Below are 16954 nucleotides of genomic sequence, written 5' to 3'. Positions count from 1 at the left end.
ATGATTAGGAATTCATATCTTTGATGCATGCAACAGGTTAAGATCATCGAATGTCCACGTGATGCCATGCAGGGCATTAAAGAGTTTATTCCCACTGAAAAAAAAGTTCAGTACATTCAGGCATTATTGCGTGTAGGCTTTGACACGATCGATTTTGGGAGCTTTGTGTCTCCTAAAGCTATTCCGCAGATGGTGGATACTGCTGAGGTGCTTTCCAAACTCGATCTTTCTAAAACCAAGAGTAAACTGCTGGCTATTATTGCTAACACACGAGGCGCAGAAGATGCGTCTAAACATGCTGAAATAGACTATTTGGGCTATCCTTTTTCAATTTCAGAAAATTTTCAAATGCGTAATACCCACAAAACAATTGCCGAATCTGTGGTGACTTTAAATGAGATTCTTGAAATTTCAGATAAAACCAATAAAGAGGTGGTTGTTTATATCTCCATGGGATTTGGTAACCCGTATGGTGACCCGTGGAATGTGGATATTGTGGGCGAATGGACTGAGCGATTGGCAGCTATGGGGGTTAAAATTCTCTCTTTGAGTGATACGGTGGGCACGTCCAATCCAGAGAATATAAACTATTTGTTCTCCAGCTTAATTCCAAAGTATCCACATATTGAATTTGGTGCGCATCTCCACACGACCCCATCATCTTGGCACGAAAAAGTGGATGCGGCGTTTAAGGCGGGCTGTGTTCGATTTGATGGGGCTATTCAAGGTTTTGGGGGATGTCCTATGGCAAAAGATGAATTGACAGGAAATATGCCCACCGAAAAATTACTTTCCTATTTTACTACAAAACAACGTAACAGCCTCGATGCCTTGAGTTTTGAAAGCGCATACAATGAAGCGACCAAAATTTTCACATCCTACCACTAAATACTTTTCAAAACAATTATTTTTTGCAAGATGCTCATTCTCAATATTTGACTTTGATAAGCAATTCCTTATTTTAAATTAATCTAAATAAGCTTTGGAGGTTTTGAAATCCTAACTTACTTTTGTAGTCAAATCAAAACAATTATTTCTATTAAAACTAAATAAGAATGAGAAAAATTTTATTAGGAATAGCGATAACTTCAGCGCTATTTACATCATGCTCTAGTGATGATGACAATTTCAATGAAAACCCACAAGTGGAAGCTCCATTAACCTACAAGTTTATGCGAGATGGAGAATCAACTGTAAATTTTAATGGTCAGACCACCAGAATCAAAATGGCTATGGAATTTCGTTCAGCCTTAAAAGACAATACAAAATCTGCCGCTGATTTACACGGTATGTTTGCACACGTTGAAGGTGATAATGACTTTTCGGATGCCGATTTAAATGCTTCAGGAAAGAATATCCGTAGTAAAGTGGCGGCTTCCAAAGAGTATTTCTCTGCAAATACTACGGTTTCCAATCAGATTAAAGGGTTGCTGGATACTTGGATTGAAGATCAAGCCACTACAGTTTTTCCAAATTGGGAAACTATTGCAACTGCAGGTACGGCCGGTCAATTGCAACAAGCTGGTGGCGGAACCGTAAGATATGTGAATGGTAAAGGTTTAGAATTGGATCAAGCTATTGCCAAAACATTGATTGGTGGTTTGATGACTGACCAAATGTTGAACCACTATTTAAGCACCTCAGTATTGGATGAGGCCTCAAATATTCAAAACAACGACGCCGGTCTTGTAGAGGAGGGAAAATCTTATACCACTATGGAGCACAAGTGGGATGAGGCTTATGGCTATTTATACGGGAATGAAGATGAGCCTTCAGTTCCAGTTTTAGGAGCTGATAGTTTTTTGAATACCTATTTAAAGCAAGTCGATTTAGATCCTGATTTTGAGGGGACAGCTTCGGCGGTTTATGATGCCTTGAAATTGGGTAGAGCGGCAATTGTAGCAAAAAACTACGAGGTAAGAGATGCGCAAGTGGCCATCATTAGAGAGAACATTTCAAAAGTGCCTGCAGTTCGTGCGGTTTATTATTTACAAGCTGGAAAATCGAAAATGGCTGCCGAAGATATGGCAAGTGCCTTCCACGCTTTATCTGAAGCCTATGGATTTATCAATAGCTTGCAGTTTACCAGAGAACCGAATTCAAGCGAACCATACTTCAGTCATGATGAGGTTACAGCGTTTATGGATACCTTAATGGAAGGGCAAGGCTTTTGGGAGGTTACTCCGGAAACATTGGATGCGATGTCTGAAACTATTGCTGCCAAATTTGGATTTACAGTAGCAGAAGCGGCTAATTAAAAAAGACAGATTCAGTGATGGTTCGGTTTAACGGGCCATCGCTGAAACTTTCTAATTGTTTAAATAAAAGAAAATCAGTTCAAATGATTAAAAAGATAGCTTTAGTTTTTGGCCTTATACTTATGATTGGCTGTAGCTCGTCCGATGATTCAGGCAACGGTGGTGATGGTGCTTCGGACAATTTTGACCGTGCAACCTTACTGCAAAACTTGGCCGATAATATCATCATTCCTTCTTACCAAGATTTTGGTCCTAAATTGACCACTTTAAAAGCATCTATTGAAAATTTTGTGGCAACGCCAAATCAAAGCAATTTGGAAACGGCCAGGAATCATTGGCTTACTGCTTATAAAGCTTGGCAGCACGTTGAAATGTTCAATATTGGAAAGGCAGAGGCTTTAAATGAGTATTACTTTTTTATGAACATTTACCCAGTCACAGTTGCGGATATTGAGAATGGTGTCAGTTCTGGAAATTACGATCTCAACACGCCCAATTATCATGATGCACAAGGGTTTCCTGCTTTAGATTACCTATTGTTTGGTGTGGCTGAAGATGATGCTGGTATTTTAGAAAAATTCACGTCCGACCCTAACTCACAAGGTTATAAGACCTATATCACCGATGTGATCAATCAAATGGACAATTTGACGCAGCAAGTCATCACCGATTGGACCACTGGGTATCGCGACCAATTTGTAAATTCTTCAAAAAATACGGCCACCAGTTCATTGAACAAATTCGTCAATGATTTTATTTTCTATTATGAAAAAGGCTTGCGTGCCAATAAAATCGGTATTCCCGCAGGTGTTTTTTCTACTTCGCCTTTACCGGATAGAGTGGAAGGGTATTATAATAGTGAAGTTTCAAAAGCATTGACTCTTGAAGCTTTGAATGCCGTGCAGGATGTGTTCAATGGAAAAGCGTTTAACGGTACCACTTCAGGTGCGAGTTTCAAAACCTATCTGGAATATTTAAAAGTGGATCGAAATGGGCAAAATTTGAGCAACATCATCAACGCACAATTTGATGAGGCGCGGACAAAAATTCAAGCGTTAAATTCCAATTTCAATGAGCAGGTTATCACGGATAATACTAAGATGACCACCGCGTATGATGCGCTTCAAAGAGCCGTCGTGTATCTCAAGGTAGATATGGTTCAGGCTTTTAATATTAGCGTGGATTACGTTGATGCTGATGGCGATTAATTTTTAAAATAATATTTATATCAAAGAAGATTCTTTAAATGCCTTGAAGAATCTTCTTTTTGGTTAAATGGACAATCGATTTAAAACATATCTCAACACACACATACATCCGGCGCCATTGGCGGTTTTTAGGATTGGCTTTGGTGTGATGATGTTACTCAGTATCGTGCGTTTTTGGAGAAACGGTTGGATTGAAACGCTTTATGTTTTACCCAAATTTCATTTTTCCTATTACGGCTTTTCATGGATCAAGCCCATAGGCGATTATACTTATCTGATATTTGCGCTGTGTGGTATTTCGGCATTTTTGATAGCCATCGGATTGAAATATCGTCTGGCCATCATCATGTTTTTTCTGAGTTTTACCTATATCGAACTCATGGACAAAACAGCCTATCTCAACCATTATTATTTTATAAGTGTACTGAGTTTCCTGATGATTTTTTTGCCTGCAAACGCTTATTTCTCCGTGGATAATCTCATCAAAAAGAAAACCTATACAAGCATCCCCAAATGGACTGTTGATAGTATTAAATTGTTGGTGGGCATTGTCTATATCTATGCAGGTCTTGCCAAAATAAATTCCGATTGGTTGTTTAAAGCCATGCCCCTAAAAATCTGGCTTCCTTCTAAATATGATCTTCCGTTTATAGGAAACTCCTTAATGCAACAAGACTGGTTCCATTACGCTATGAGTTGGTCTGGAATGATTTACGATTTGATCATTCCGTTTTTATTGATCACCAAGCGTACCCGATTGTTTGCCTTTGGTCTCGTGGTCTTTTTTCATGTTTTTACACGGGTTTTATTTCCGATAGGCATGTTTCCTTACATTATGATTTTGACCGCGCTTATCTTTTTTGATACGGACTTTCATCTTCGTATTATAAATGTATTTAAAAAAGCGTTGCGACCATTAAACGTTGATTTCACAGCGTTGAAATCTGAAGTGTATCACTATAGGAGAAAAAATCTGGTGCTACCAATCATGACGTTGTTTTTTGTTTTTCAGATTACTTTCCCATTCCGATACCTTTTATATCCAGGTGAACTATTCTGGACAGAAGAGGGATTCCGCTTTTCATGGCGGGTCATGCTAATGGAAAAAATGGGCAATACCACATTTAAAATCGTCGATGCTGAAACCGGACAAGGTTTTTTGGTTGATAACTCCGACTTTTTAACCTCATTTCAAGAGAAACAAATGAGTTTTCAGCCCGATTTTATTTTAGAATATGCCCACTATTTAGGCGATCATTTTAAAAGCCAAGGCCATAAAAATATTCAAGTATTTGCAGAAAGTTATGTGGCGCTCAATGGCCGATTGAGCCAACCATATATTGATACAAATACTGACTTATATAAAGAAAAAGAATCATTCCGGCATAAAAACTGGATTTTACCATTTCATGATGAAATTAAAGGATTTTAGTGTAATTATAATGTGTTTGATAGGCTTTTCTGCACTGTCACAAATTACTGTTTCGGGAGTTGTCAGCAACGCACGAACGCAATTGCCAGTTGCCGATGTGGATGTTTATGACAAAGCTTCTGGCTTACTGACCAAAACTGATGGGTCTGGGTATTACGAATTTAGCACCACAAAAAGCGATCTTATTTTGGTCTTCTTTTCTTATGAATTTGAAGCGAAAGAATTGCCACTAAACCTTACTGAGAACACCAGGTTGGATGTGTCCATAAACGAATTGGGCATTGCTTTGTCAGAAGTGGAAATCACGGCTCGGAAAGCAAAACTATTTGAGTTATCCAGGTTAAAGGATGTCGAAGGCACGTCCATTTTCGCTGGAAAGAAAACAGAAGTCGTTTTGGTGGAGCAGTCCATGGCGAATTTAGCCTCCAATAACGCACGCCAAATTTACAGTCAGGTGGCGGGTTTGAATATTTATCAAAATGACGACGCTGGACTGCAGCTTCATGTTGGTGGACGTGGATTGGATCCAAATCGTACCGCAAATTTCAACACCAGACAAAATGGCTACGATATTAGTGCCGATGTTTTGGGCTATCCTGAAAGCTACTATACGCCGGCCGCTGAAGGCTTAAGCGAAATTCAGATCGTCCGTGGTGCGGCCTCGTTACAATACGGGACACAGTTTGGAGGCTTGATCAACTTTAAAATGAAATCTCCCAACCCCAATAAACCCTTTGAACTGATTACCAGAAATACGCTGGGCAGCTATGGTTTATATACCAATTTCACCAGTATTAGTGGGACAAAAAATAAGTGGAGTTATTATACTTTTTTCAATTATAAGAAAGGCAATGGCTTCCGTGAAAATTCTGAATTTGAATCTAAAAACGCCTATGCCCATATCGGCTATCAGTTCAATAAAAACACCTCATTGACTGGAGAATTGAGCTATATGCGCTATCTGGCACAGCAAGGTGGTGGCTTAACCGATTATATGTTTGATAACGATCCGTACCAAAGCAACAGATCACGAAACTGGTTTCAGGTGGATTGGCTATTATATAATTTGAAATTTGATCATAAATTTTCTGAGAACACTAACTTTAGTTTCAACGCCTTTGGTTTAAATGCTTCGCGGTATGCCCTTGGTTTCCGAACCAATCGTGTGGATCAAATTGATCCGATGGAAGAGCGTGACTTGATTAAAGGCGATTTCAAGAATTATGGTTTTGAAACTCGAATCTTGAGTAAATATGAAATATTCAATAAAGCCTCCACCTTTCTCCTAGGTACTAAATTCTACCGTGCCAATAATGCGGAGGTGCAAGGTCCGGGCAGTGATGGGATAGGACCTAATTTTGATATCCAATCGGAGCGTTTTCCAAATTATCCAAATCAGTCCAACTTCGATTTTCCAAATTTGAATATGGCTGTTTTTGGAGAAAATATTTTGTATGCAACGGATCAATTCTCAATTACGCCCGGTTTTAGATTTGAATATATAAAGACCCAAAGTGAAGGGTTTTACAAACGTATCAATACGGATGCGGCGGGCAATGTCATTTTTGAGGAATTGGTGGAAGACAATCGCGATTTTGAACGCTCCTTTGTGCTTTTGGGATTAGGTTTGAGCTATAAGCCCCACACCGCATTTGAAATCTACGGTAACCTCTCACAAAATTACCGATCGGTAACCTATTCTGATATCAATATCAATAATCCAGCGTTTGCCATCAATCCAAACATTACCGATGAAAAAGGATTTACCACAGATTTGGGCATCCGTGGTAATCTGAAAAATATAGTATCATATGATCTGGGCGTTTTTGGATTGTTTTATAACGGACGGATTGGTTTTATCCAAAAGGAATTTCCAGATGGAAGGGTCATCAGTGAACGTGGCAATGTCGGGGATGCTGTGCTCTATGGCGTTGAAAATTTATTCGATTTTAATCTGAAGAAACTATTTAAACTTAATAATGAGTTTAGCTTAAATTATTTCATCAATTCATCGTTTATCAAATCGGAATACACGGCTTCTAAACAATCAAACGTTAAGGGCAATCAGGTGGAATTTGTTCCCGATGTCAATATCAAAACAGGGTTAAAATTTGGGTATAGAAATTTTATGGCAAACGTCCAGTACACTTATCTTTCACAACAGTTCACGGATGCAACCAATTCACAATCGGCAAATATCAGTGGTGTCATTGGAGAAATTCCGAGCTATGATATTATGGATGTGTCTTTGTCATATACGTACAAGCGATTTAAACTGGAAACCGGCATAAATAATATGTTGGATAAAGCATACTTTACGCGACGCGCCACAGGATATCCAGGTCCTGGGATTATCCCATCGGCGCCACGTAATTGGTATATGACCCTACAGATTAAACTCTAAATTAGCGTCGTTTTTACGAGAATTTATTAAGAGATTTTAATGGAATTGGACTGTAGACTTTAATCTATTGTACTTAAGTGGTCCCTTCACAAAAAAATCAACCTATTCGCGAATGGTTTTGAGGTGAAATACTATCAAGGTAACTTAAATTTTACACTTATTTTAAATAAATTTTCCGTAGATTTGCACGCAATTAAACCGTAATTGCAATGAAAGCACACGAAAGCAAAATAGTAGGTGAGGGATTGACCTATGACGACGTTCTACTAATTCCTGCTTATTCAGAAGTCCTTCCTCGAGAAGTCAATATACAGACACAGTTTACACGCAACATCACCATTAATATTCCTATCATTTCAGCAGCCATGGATACGGTTACTGAAAGCGCAATGGCAATTGCCATGGCTCGAGAAGGTGGTATTGGTGTTCTACATAAAAACATGAGCATTGCGCAACAGGCCAATGAAGTGCGCAAGGTAAAACGTGCCGAAAGTGGGATGATTATAGATCCTGTAACTTTGCCTATGACGGCAACGGTGTTGGATGCCCAACGCAATATGGCTGAACACAGTATTGGTGGTATTCCTATTATTGACGATAACGGCATTTTAAAAGGTATTGTAACCAATCGCGATTTGCGTTTTGAAAAAGATGGTACCCGTCCCATTGTGGAAGTGATGACCAAGGATAATTTGGTAACAGCCCCCGTCGGGACCTCGTTGCAGGAGGCCGAAGTGATTCTTCAAAAAAATAAAATAGAGAAACTTCTTATTGTTAACGATAATTATAATCTTGCCGGGTTAATTACCTTTCGAGACATTACCAAATTGACCACCAAGCCAATTTCAAACAAAGACACCTTTGGACGTTTGCGTGTGGCAGCGGCTATTGGCGTTACCGCGGATGCGGTTGAACGGGCAGAAGCCTTGGTAAAATCAGGAGTAGATGCGGTGATTATCGATACCGCTCACGGCCATACCAAAGGTGTGGTGACGATGCTTAAAACAATTAAAAAGCGCTTTCCTGATCTTGAAGTGATTGTTGGTAATATTGCTACCGGCGAAGCCGCTAAATATTTAGTGGAAGCTGGTGCTGATGGTATTAAAGTGGGTATTGGACCTGGATCTATTTGTACAACACGTGTGATTGCGGGAGTGGGCTATCCACAGTTTTCTGCAGTTTTGGAAGTTGCCGCAGCCATAAAAGGTTCTGGTGTTCCGGTGATTGCCGATGGTGGCATTCGTTACACGGGTGATATTCCTAAAGCACTTGCGGCAGGAGCAGATACCGTGATGTTGGGCTCTTTATTGGCAGGAACCAAGGAGGCGCCAGGAGAAACCATCATTTATGAAGGTCGGAAATTCAAATCCTACCGAGGAATGGGGTCCGTGGATGCCATGAAACAGGGCAGTAAAGACCGATATTTCCAAGATGTGGAAGACGATATCAAAAAATTGGTGCCAGAAGGTATTGTAGGCCGTGTACCGTATAAAGGTGAGGTTATTGAAAGCATCCACCAATTTGTGGGCGGTTTGCGTGCAGGTATGGGCTACTGCGGAGCCAAAGATGTGGCAACCTTAAAGGAAACTGGACAGTTTGTAAAAATCACGTCATCAGGAATTAATGAAAGTCACCCGCATGATGTCACCATTACGGAAGAGTCGCCAAACTATTCAAGATAAATGTTTTATATTCTGTAGAAACAGAAATTTTAAACAAGAAAACACGACTTTATTGGGTCGTGTTTTTTCTATGAGATATTCCGTATTTTAAGTAGGATACACAATGTCCATAACTTTAAAAGTCCGATCTTCTTTTGTCAATTGCAACACTGCTGTTTCGCCAACTTTCTTATCCGTCAAAAGGCGCGCAATTGGTGAAATAAACGAGATTTTTCCTTTAGAAATATCGGCTTCATCAACACCGACTATCTGATATTGTTGTAATTTCTTTTCGTTCCCGATTTTTAAGCTGACCAAAGCTCCAAAGCGGACTTCGTCTTGTGGCTGCTTACTAAGATCAACAACTTTAGCAGATAAAATACGGTTGTTCAATAATTGTAATCTGGCGTTAATATGATTGGTAGCGATACGCTTTTCCTTTTCATCCGTAATATCAAGGCTATCCCGTTCAGCAATCAATTGATCATTTTCAGCTAATAAGGCATCCATTCCTGCTTGGGTCACATAATTAATGACACCTTCAGGCAAATCGGCTCGTGGTGCTACAAATGGAACTTCCTCTTGGTCATCTTCTTTTACGAATCCTCTGCTCATGGTTTATTGAATTTAGTTTAAATATCAATTTTAATAAAATTAAAGAATATTAAGTTGGTTGCAAAATGCTGCTAAATCCCAAAATAATAGATGCTTCAAATTTCAATCTTTAATAGGTCTTTCATAGGAATCCTGTATTGTGGAAAAAAAGAAGGTTGGTGAGCCGTTCTTTTAGGACATTGAGAGTATATTAGCCAACTCAACATTGCCTACAATAAAATAGCATAGTGCAGTCTTAAGATATGATATAAGTAATATGAAACGTTTATTTTCAAATCTATTGTTCAAGGTTTTTATAGCCATAGTTTTAGGGACGGTTTTCGGACTCTATTTACCGGAATCCATTAATAGAATATTCACCACTTTTAATGCGTTTTTCGGACAATTTTTAAGTTTCTCCATCCCATTAATCATTATGGGATTGATCATGCCCGCCATTTCTGATTTGGGTAAAGGCGCTGGTAAACTGTTGTTGCTCACCGCTGCCATTGCTTATGGGTCTACTTTATTTTCTGGCTTTATGACCTACTTTGCAACCTCAAGCATATTTCCACAGCTTTTGGAATCGAGTGTCAATAGTACGGCTGAAATTGCTGATTCCGGTCCTGAATTAATGCCCTACTTCAGTCTCACCATCCCACCTGTATTGGATGTCATGACGGCATTGGTTTTGGCATTTGTTATTGGTTTGGGACTTTCATATCAAGAAAAATCAAGTTTAAAACTGGTTGTTAAAGATTTTGAAAAAATCATTATGCAGTTAATTACTTACGTTATTGTGCCATTATTACCACTTTTTATTTTAGGGATATTCGTTAGCATGGCTTTTAGCGGACAGGTGTTTTCAATATTTACCGTATTTTTAAGTATTATAGGCGTCATTTTTGCCCTGCACATTTTATTGCTGTTGCTACAGTACACCATAGCCGGGATTTTTACCAAGAAAAATCCGCTAAAGTTATTGGCCACCATGATGCCCGCTTACTTCACGGCATTAGGAACCCAATCTTCGGCGGCTACCATTCCTGTTACGCTGGAACAGGCTTTGAAAAATGGCGTTTCGGAAAAAATAGCAGGTTTTGTCATTCCTCTGTGTGCTACTATTCATTTGTCTGGAAGTATGATGAAAATTACGGCCTGCGCCATGGCCTTAATGATTTTACAAGGCGTGCCGTTTAGTTTTACCCTCTTCGCAGGATTTATATTTGTTTTGGCAATTGCTATGATTGCGGCACCAGGAGTACCTGGGGGCGCGATTATGGCTGCTGTTGGTATTTTACAGTCCATGTTAGGTTTTAACGAGGAGATGATGGGCTTAATGATTGCTTTATATATTGCAATGGATAGCTTCGGCACCGCATGCAATGTTACCGGTGATGGCGCAATTGCTCTTGTAGTAAATAGGGTAACAAAGGAGAAAATGATAGCCTAAATTCTTTTGAAATATAAAGAGGATAATTAACACTTAATAATCCTCTTTATATTTTAAAGCTCCTGTTTTTAGATGCTTGTTGCCCCAGCTTCTGCAACGGCATGATCATTTTCAACCGAACTGCCACTAACGCCTATGGCACCAATAATTTCGTCTTTTGAGTTTTTAATTGGGATACCACCTGGGAAGGTGATCAATCCGTTATTGGAATGTTCAATATTGTAAAGTGACCCTCCTGGTTGTGATAATTCGCCAACAACGCCTGTATTCATATCGAAAAAACGCGCTGTTTTAGCTTTTTTGATGGAAATATCAAGTGAACCTAACCATGCACCGTCCATTCTGGCAAACGCTACTAAGTTTGCTCCTGCGTCAACAACGGCAATGTTCATTTTTGTGTCAATGGCAACAGCTTTCTTTTTTGCAGCTGCAATGGCTTTTTCTGCTTGATCTAATGTCATATTCATAATGTCTTTTTTTTATTCGTGTTATTATTCAAATGCAAATTTACGACCAAGGTTGAGGTATTGAGTTACTATATGAGTTCATTGACTTATGAAAACAGGTCAAATTTTAAATAGAAAATGAGAAGCTAAATTTGTGAAGAGATTTCGCTTGGGCTAAAACCGAATTTGTTTTTAAAGGCAATACTGAAGTTGGACAAATTGTTGTATCCAAAATCCGAGTAAATTTCAGAAGGCTTTAAAATACCTTCTTCCAAGGTTTCTTTGGCTTTTTGAAGTCGTTTCTCCTGTAACCATCTCCCAGGAGACACCTTATATTCACGTATAAAATGACGTTTAAATGTGGAGAGGCTCATATGGCATAAAAATGCAATTTCTTCTAACCTGAGATTGGAATGTATCTTACTTTCGACAATTTTTTTAAAGGGTGAGCGCCCATCCCCAATGAGCGATTGCAAATAGTGTTTAAATTTCCGACCATATTTTTGGATGAGGTAGAGCATCAATTCTTCAAATTTCACAGAGAGGAGGTTGTCCATGAAAATATCTGGAGCATTCCCAATCGTGTTTAAAGAATTTAAATAGGAAGTGATGTAGGCATCATTTCGAATAATAAAATAAGGAATGTCGTCGTTTACCATCGTCTCATTGTCCATATGCTTCTCTAAAAACTCTTTCAGTATTTTTTCCGAGAAGAATAAAAGCTTACAATAATAAACAGCTTCGGTTTCGAGTAATTCTGTCCATAACCAATTCCCTCTTTTTAGTAATAAGGATTGGTCCTTGTTTACGGCAACGGAGGTGCCTGCAAAGTGAACCTGCTTTTTGCCTACTTGTAGAAAACTGAACATATGCATGCTTAAATTCACCTTGCTTTTAACGACGTCACTGGTCATTTTGAAGTCATGGACGAATAAATCTGGCCGCTCAGCTGACTTCGGAAGGTAAATCTCAGGAATGTTTTCTATTGGCATGTACAGCTGTTTTCAGTTTTGGTAAAATACAATTTTATAAATTATAACTGTGGGTTTTGGAGTCCTCTCGCTGTCTTCTTAACACTATTTTGCGCCCATAACCTATATTTTCATCTCAAACAGACTAAACGGACCGGTCTTATAATGTTCGGGTAAATCGCTTGTCCATTCAATGTCGCGGATGCCTTTATGTGTAAAACCGGAGCTGATATAATAGTTATTTAATCTGTCATTTCCACTATACGTGTCCATTCTGATAAAATCGATAGTCCTTTCCTTTGCTAAGGCTTTGGACCATTCTATAATTTTTTTCAAATATGATCGGCCTCTATATTTTGGGTGGGTTGCAATCCGATGTAAGTAAATGGCCTTATCCTGATCTGAATTTTCCCAAACAATAGGATCATCAAATGTAATGACGAAGGTGGAAGCCAATTCATTGCCTTCCATAATCTTAAAATGCCGATTCTCATTGATTTCCTTTTCGATGAGTGCCCGATCAAATCCTTGCCAACTCTTATTATTTATCGTTTTTTGATAGGTGGTTGCAGCATCGTATAAAGTGAATATGTTGTCAATATCTGCGAGAGTACTTTGTGTAATATTCATTACTAAATTATTTATAGGCTCTTAAGAACCGAGTTCCATGATTAAACCACAATATATTAATTTGATTTATTTTTTCTGTGATCTCTAATTGTCAGAATCATTGAGATTATTAAAAGCACACTACAAGTAATTAATAGCCAAAATTTAAAGCTCTTTGGTTCAAATTCAAAAACGGTGTAGAAGGTGGTCGAAATAAAGCTAAGAACTATAATAAGTAATGGTGCCACAATTTTTCTCATCAGTTCAATATTTAGCGTCTAATACATTGAGATTCGACCGACATGAAAGTGTCTCTTCGTCAAGCATTAAATGTACGAAACTCTCCTGGAAAATCATAGTTTCAAACGCTTGGAAATTTCATAAAACCTGGCCCAAGCAAAGGTGTTTAAACGGTCTGCCATTATGAGCGGGCATGAACTCTTTTAAAATGAGAGAATATTAAAAGCGGAACTATTTTAGGTTTTAATTTTTGAACATAAGTTTATAGACCCAAGTTCCGAGATAATAAAATACGACCAAATAGCCAATGAAAAGCAAACTTCCCAAAATCCACCCCAAAGTGCCCAGTGTAAACACAAAACTAAAAATGTAAGTTTCAATACTTTCAATGGGTTTAAAAGATACTGGAATTTGGTCAGGTTTTGATATGGCATCAATTAGCAATATCATGATAATGTATCCGACCAATAACCCAATACAGCCTGAAATTATTTTGTTTTTATTTAGTGTCCTCCGCCTCATATTTAGGTGCTCTACTGCATCAAATGATATTAATTAACCGCTGACTTTGAAAAGACGTTCATCACAAATACTCCGGCTACAATCAGTGTGATGCCAATAATGGCAGGCAGATCTAAGGATTGTTTAAAAATGACTATTGAAATTATTGCGGAGAGCACAATCCCCAATCCGCCCCAAATGGCATAAGCAATTCCCAGCGGAATTGATTTTAAGGCATGTGAAAAAAAGAAGAAACAAATGGTATAGGCTACTATCGTTAAAATGGTGGGGATGGTCTTTGAGAACCCGTTTGAGGCCTGCATAAAACTAGTGCCTATGAGTTCAAATACGATAGCTAAAGATAAAAAGAGATACTTCATGAATGGTGATTTTATACCTGCAAAGAAACAACAAATCTGAAGGAAGTCAAACCCGAGATTTCGACAAAATAATAATGTAATCAATAGGTTTTTCAAACGAATAAGCGGCATCAACTACTGATGCCGCTATTCCTATAAACTGCTGAACCCTATTTAAAAATGCTTTGAATCCATAAGATTCCGAAGCCGGTTTAATAAAATGTGGGATACAAATTAAAGTTTTTCCTTAAAAGAAAATCGATGAGATCAGAACTATTCGTTATAGGCTTTTTCTAAAGCCTCCAAAAACACCTCTTCGGGCTGTGCTCCAGAAAGCGCATGTTTATTATTGAAAACAAAAAAGGGAACTCCAGTAACGCCTATTTGTTTGGCTTGCATCTGGTCTTCGGCAACATGTTTATCCAATGCCGAATCATTGAGTTGTTTTTCTATGGCTTCTGCTTCAAAGCCTAAGCTTTCGCCAATTTCGACTAATACCTTCATGTCATCAATATTTTTACCATCGGTAAAGTGTGCTTTCAGCAAGAGCTCTTTGGCCTCGTTTTGTTTATTGATCTTTTTTGCGGCATGCATTAACTTATGTGCATTAAAGGAATTAGCAACCACCGCATCCTTAAAGTTAAAATCTATACCCACTTCCTTTGCCATTGCGGTCGAGTTTGCCAACATTTGTGACATTTGGTCCTTGTTTGCACCTTTGTTCACGAAATAATCGATAGTAGATATGTCCGGATTGGTGCGTAAGTTGGGATCCAATTCAAAACTTTTCCATTCTATCGTGATGTCGTCCTTATGTTCAAATTGCGATATGGCATTTTCTAATTTCCGTTTTCCGATATAGCAAAAAGGACATCTAATGTCCGACCAAATTGTAATTGTCATAGTCTGTGTATTTTTAATGAATATTTTTTATCGTCATGTTAAATCCCATCAACGAAGTCCCTAAAGACTTTTTTATGAAGCTCAAGATCGACTTCCGGCGCCAATGAAACCCGTACAATATAGTCTTTGTCGCCTTCTTTGGTAGTTCCTTGCGTTGAGGTGGCGGGAATGGTCCAATAACACCCTCTAAGTTGCCCGTAACTCACACAGAACTTACTTTCATGGGGGATCTCAGTAATCATTAAATTGATTAATTTCAGGTTCAGGGCTCTTTTGTAAGCTTCCCGTTCTTCGTTAGAAGCTCCTTTGGTGGGAAGATCCAATGAAAATACCGATGGGGTAAAACCTTCTTCGGCCAATTCCTCAGATACAAAATTGATTTTCGCCGCAGGTAAGACCTCATGGATATAGTTTACAAAGTCTCGTGTGTTTTTATAAGCATCTTTAATGCGCTGATTCATTGAAGGCAATTGCTTGGCCAATACCTCCATTTGAAGGTCTGTAGCCTCATTATCGCACAGGGAAAGATGGAGTTCTATCTTGTCCATCAATGCTTCAGTTTTTTTATTTCCTACACAGTAACCCGCTGTACATAGTCCACCACTGGGGAATTTTGATCCGCTGGCGTAAGATATGGTGCGTACCGTGGAGAGGATGTCCTCGTCGCCCAAAAAGTGGACGTTTGGACAAAAGGTCTGGTCTAAAATAAACACCGGGTCGATAGCCAAGTCGCCATTTGTTGTGTGACGTTCTCGACTTAAAACCTCTTTTAATTTTTTGAGATCTGGAACTTCAACTCTTGGGTTTGTCGGAATTTCAGCAATGATGTAAGGAATGGCATCTTCTTTGGCAATATGGTCTAAAACGCTGGCGATGCTTTCCACCATATCGTTATCACCATCCACCAATAGATCAACTACATCCACCTTATCAAGGCAAGCAGCAACGCGCCTTGCTTGGTCGTTGGTGCCACCATAACAGTTGGGAGGTACAATAAATTTGATGTCTTTTCCCGGATGTTGTTCCTGGGCATTGTGAATGAGTCCCATCATAATGGCATACTGCATGGATAGTCCGCTTGAAGCCACTAATACCTTTGAGGTACTATTCGTAATCTGATTAATGGTCTTCTCAACCTGCACTTTGTTGGCTTCCACATCAGTGTTTTGCGGTATGATAAAGGCGGTATCGATCATCATATTTAAGGCCGATAGACAATTGGCAGGTGTCATGGCAATGGTTTCTCTTCGTCTGACATGCTGAATCTCTGAAATATAATTGTCGTTTTGATCCCCATTGACTAAGATCACACTACCAAGCTGTGGATGCGTAGTCATATAAAAATCGATGTTAGGGGAGAGGGCAACATTCAAAAATTGGTCGTGTTCTGAAATAAAAATTGTACTGCCCTTAAATGGCGCAATGTTCTCAGTGTTTTTTACCTGTATCAATTCAAATTGATAACCATAAACGCGTCTTAGTAGTTCAGCATCAAAATGATCAGGTAAAGTCTCGGAATAAAGAATCTGAGTGTTTTTACCTGCTAATAAGTTTTTTCTTAGAATGGCTAAAATTGGGGCTATTTTTGACGAAAAACTAATGACATTCTCGGGTTTGAGATTATTTGAGTGTGCAATTTTCCATTCCAGAATGCACGATAGCGGATGGCCAAGCCGAATATAATCGTAAGCCGTAGGAAGGTTGTTTAATGCTGATGTTTCATAATTGTTCTCCTGAAACAAACGCTCAAATTCATTCAAGAACTGAGTTTTGGCCAAATCTTCATCATAGATATCAAGGCGATGCGTGGTGGTGGTCAACCAGCCGGTGGGCATGTTTTTCAGAACATTTTTTATATAGTCACTTCTTTTTATGTCTTTCATTAATTTGTCTTTTGATAGGGCGAGAATATACA

15 protein-coding genes are annotated in these 16954 nt (G+C 38.8%); 7 read left to right on the top strand and 8 right to left on the bottom strand.

The features are described from left to right. Positions 1–27 precede the first annotated feature (27 nt). The 6 genes from H3Z82_RS16415 to guaB all read left to right on the top strand — a co-directional run bounded on the left by H3Z82_RS16415 (position 28) and on the right by guaB (position 8984). Entirely contained in the window at positions 28–888 is an 861-nt protein-coding gene (locus tag H3Z82_RS16415; RefSeq protein ID WP_182206591.1) for a hydroxymethylglutaryl-CoA lyase, read from the top strand. Positions 889–1055: 167 nt separating this feature from the next. Next, the gene (locus tag H3Z82_RS16410) at positions 1056–2258 is read left to right on the top strand and encodes a DUF4856 domain-containing protein (RefSeq protein ID WP_182206590.1); all 1203 of its coding nucleotides are present in this window, start codon (positions 1056–1058) and stop codon (positions 2256–2258) included. 83 nt (positions 2259–2341) lie between these two features. Next, on the top strand, positions 2342–3466 hold the full coding sequence (locus H3Z82_RS16405; protein ID WP_182206589.1) for an imelysin family protein: 1125 nt from the start codon (positions 2342–2344) through the stop codon (positions 3464–3466). A 67-nt stretch (positions 3467–3533) separates the two neighbouring features. Next, positions 3534–4898: an HTTM domain-containing protein gene (locus H3Z82_RS16400; protein ID WP_182206588.1), complete on the top strand. Its 1365-nt coding sequence runs from the start codon at positions 3534–3536 to the stop codon at positions 4896–4898. Continuing rightward, the gene (locus H3Z82_RS16395) at positions 4879–7302 is read left to right on the top strand and encodes a TonB-dependent receptor (protein ID WP_182206630.1); all 2424 of its coding nucleotides are present in this window, start codon (positions 4879–4881) and stop codon (positions 7300–7302) included. Before H3Z82_RS16400 ends, H3Z82_RS16395 begins: the two co-directional genes overlap by 20 nt. 209 nt (positions 7303–7511) lie before the next feature. Next, the gene (gene guaB / locus H3Z82_RS16390; protein WP_182206587.1) at positions 7512–8984 is read left to right on the top strand and encodes an IMP dehydrogenase; all 1473 of its coding nucleotides are present in this window, start codon (positions 7512–7514) and stop codon (positions 8982–8984) included. A gap of 87 nt (positions 8985–9071) precedes the next feature. Here guaB and H3Z82_RS16385 read toward each other — a convergent pair whose 3' ends face one another. Next, positions 9072–9578 carry a GreA/GreB family elongation factor gene (locus H3Z82_RS16385; RefSeq protein WP_182206586.1) on the bottom strand — a complete coding sequence of 169 codons (507 nt, stop codon included), beginning with the start codon at positions 9576–9578 and terminating at the stop codon, positions 9072–9074. Positions 9579–9834: 256 nt separating this feature from the next. Between H3Z82_RS16385 and H3Z82_RS16380 the strand changes: the two genes are divergently transcribed. Beyond that, the gene (locus H3Z82_RS16380) at positions 9835–11010 is read left to right on the top strand and encodes a dicarboxylate/amino acid:cation symporter (RefSeq protein WP_182206585.1); all 1176 of its coding nucleotides are present in this window, start codon (positions 9835–9837) and stop codon (positions 11008–11010) included. A 68-nt stretch (positions 11011–11078) separates the two neighbouring features. On the opposite strand, the gene H3Z82_RS16375 is transcribed toward H3Z82_RS16380, so the two are convergent. The 7 genes from H3Z82_RS16375 to H3Z82_RS16345 all read right to left on the bottom strand — a co-directional run bounded on the left by H3Z82_RS16375 (position 11079) and on the right by H3Z82_RS16345 (position 16922). After that, positions 11079–11477: a GlcG/HbpS family heme-binding protein gene (locus tag H3Z82_RS16375; RefSeq protein ID WP_182206584.1), complete on the bottom strand. Its 399-nt coding sequence runs from the start codon at positions 11475–11477 to the stop codon at positions 11079–11081. A 125-nt stretch (positions 11478–11602) separates the two neighbouring features. Beyond that, positions 11603–12448: a helix-turn-helix domain-containing protein gene (locus tag H3Z82_RS16370; RefSeq protein WP_182206583.1), complete on the bottom strand. Its 846-nt coding sequence runs from the start codon at positions 12446–12448 to the stop codon at positions 11603–11605. Between the two features lie 102 nt (positions 12449–12550). Beyond that, positions 12551–13057 carry a GNAT family N-acetyltransferase gene (locus tag H3Z82_RS16365; RefSeq protein WP_182206582.1) on the bottom strand — a complete coding sequence of 169 codons (507 nt, stop codon included), beginning with the start codon at positions 13055–13057 and terminating at the stop codon, positions 12551–12553. Positions 13058–13519: 462 nt separating this feature from the next. Beyond that, positions 13520–13798: a hypothetical protein gene (locus H3Z82_RS16360; protein WP_182206581.1), complete on the bottom strand. Its 279-nt coding sequence runs from the start codon at positions 13796–13798 to the stop codon at positions 13520–13522. Between the two features lie 29 nt (positions 13799–13827). Further along, positions 13828–14157, bottom strand: a complete 330-nt coding sequence (locus H3Z82_RS16355; RefSeq protein ID WP_182206580.1) for a DMT family transporter — start codon at positions 14155–14157, stop codon at positions 13828–13830. Positions 14158–14409: 252 nt separating this feature from the next. Next, positions 14410–15039, bottom strand: coding sequence for a DsbA family oxidoreductase (locus H3Z82_RS16350; protein WP_182206579.1), 630 nt, complete (start codon positions 15037–15039; stop codon positions 14410–14412). Positions 15040–15077: 38 nt separating this feature from the next. After that, a complete protein-coding gene (locus tag H3Z82_RS16345; protein WP_182206578.1) occupies positions 15078–16922 on the bottom strand; it encodes a PLP-dependent transferase in 1845 nt (614 codons plus the stop codon). Positions 16923–16954: the final 32 nt, after the last annotated feature.

Source organism: Gelidibacter maritimus, from assembly GCF_014062315.1.
GTDB lineage: Bacteria > Bacteroidota > Bacteroidia > Flavobacteriales > Flavobacteriaceae > Gelidibacter > Gelidibacter maritimus.
This window is presented reverse-complemented; position numbering and strand designations above follow the sequence as displayed.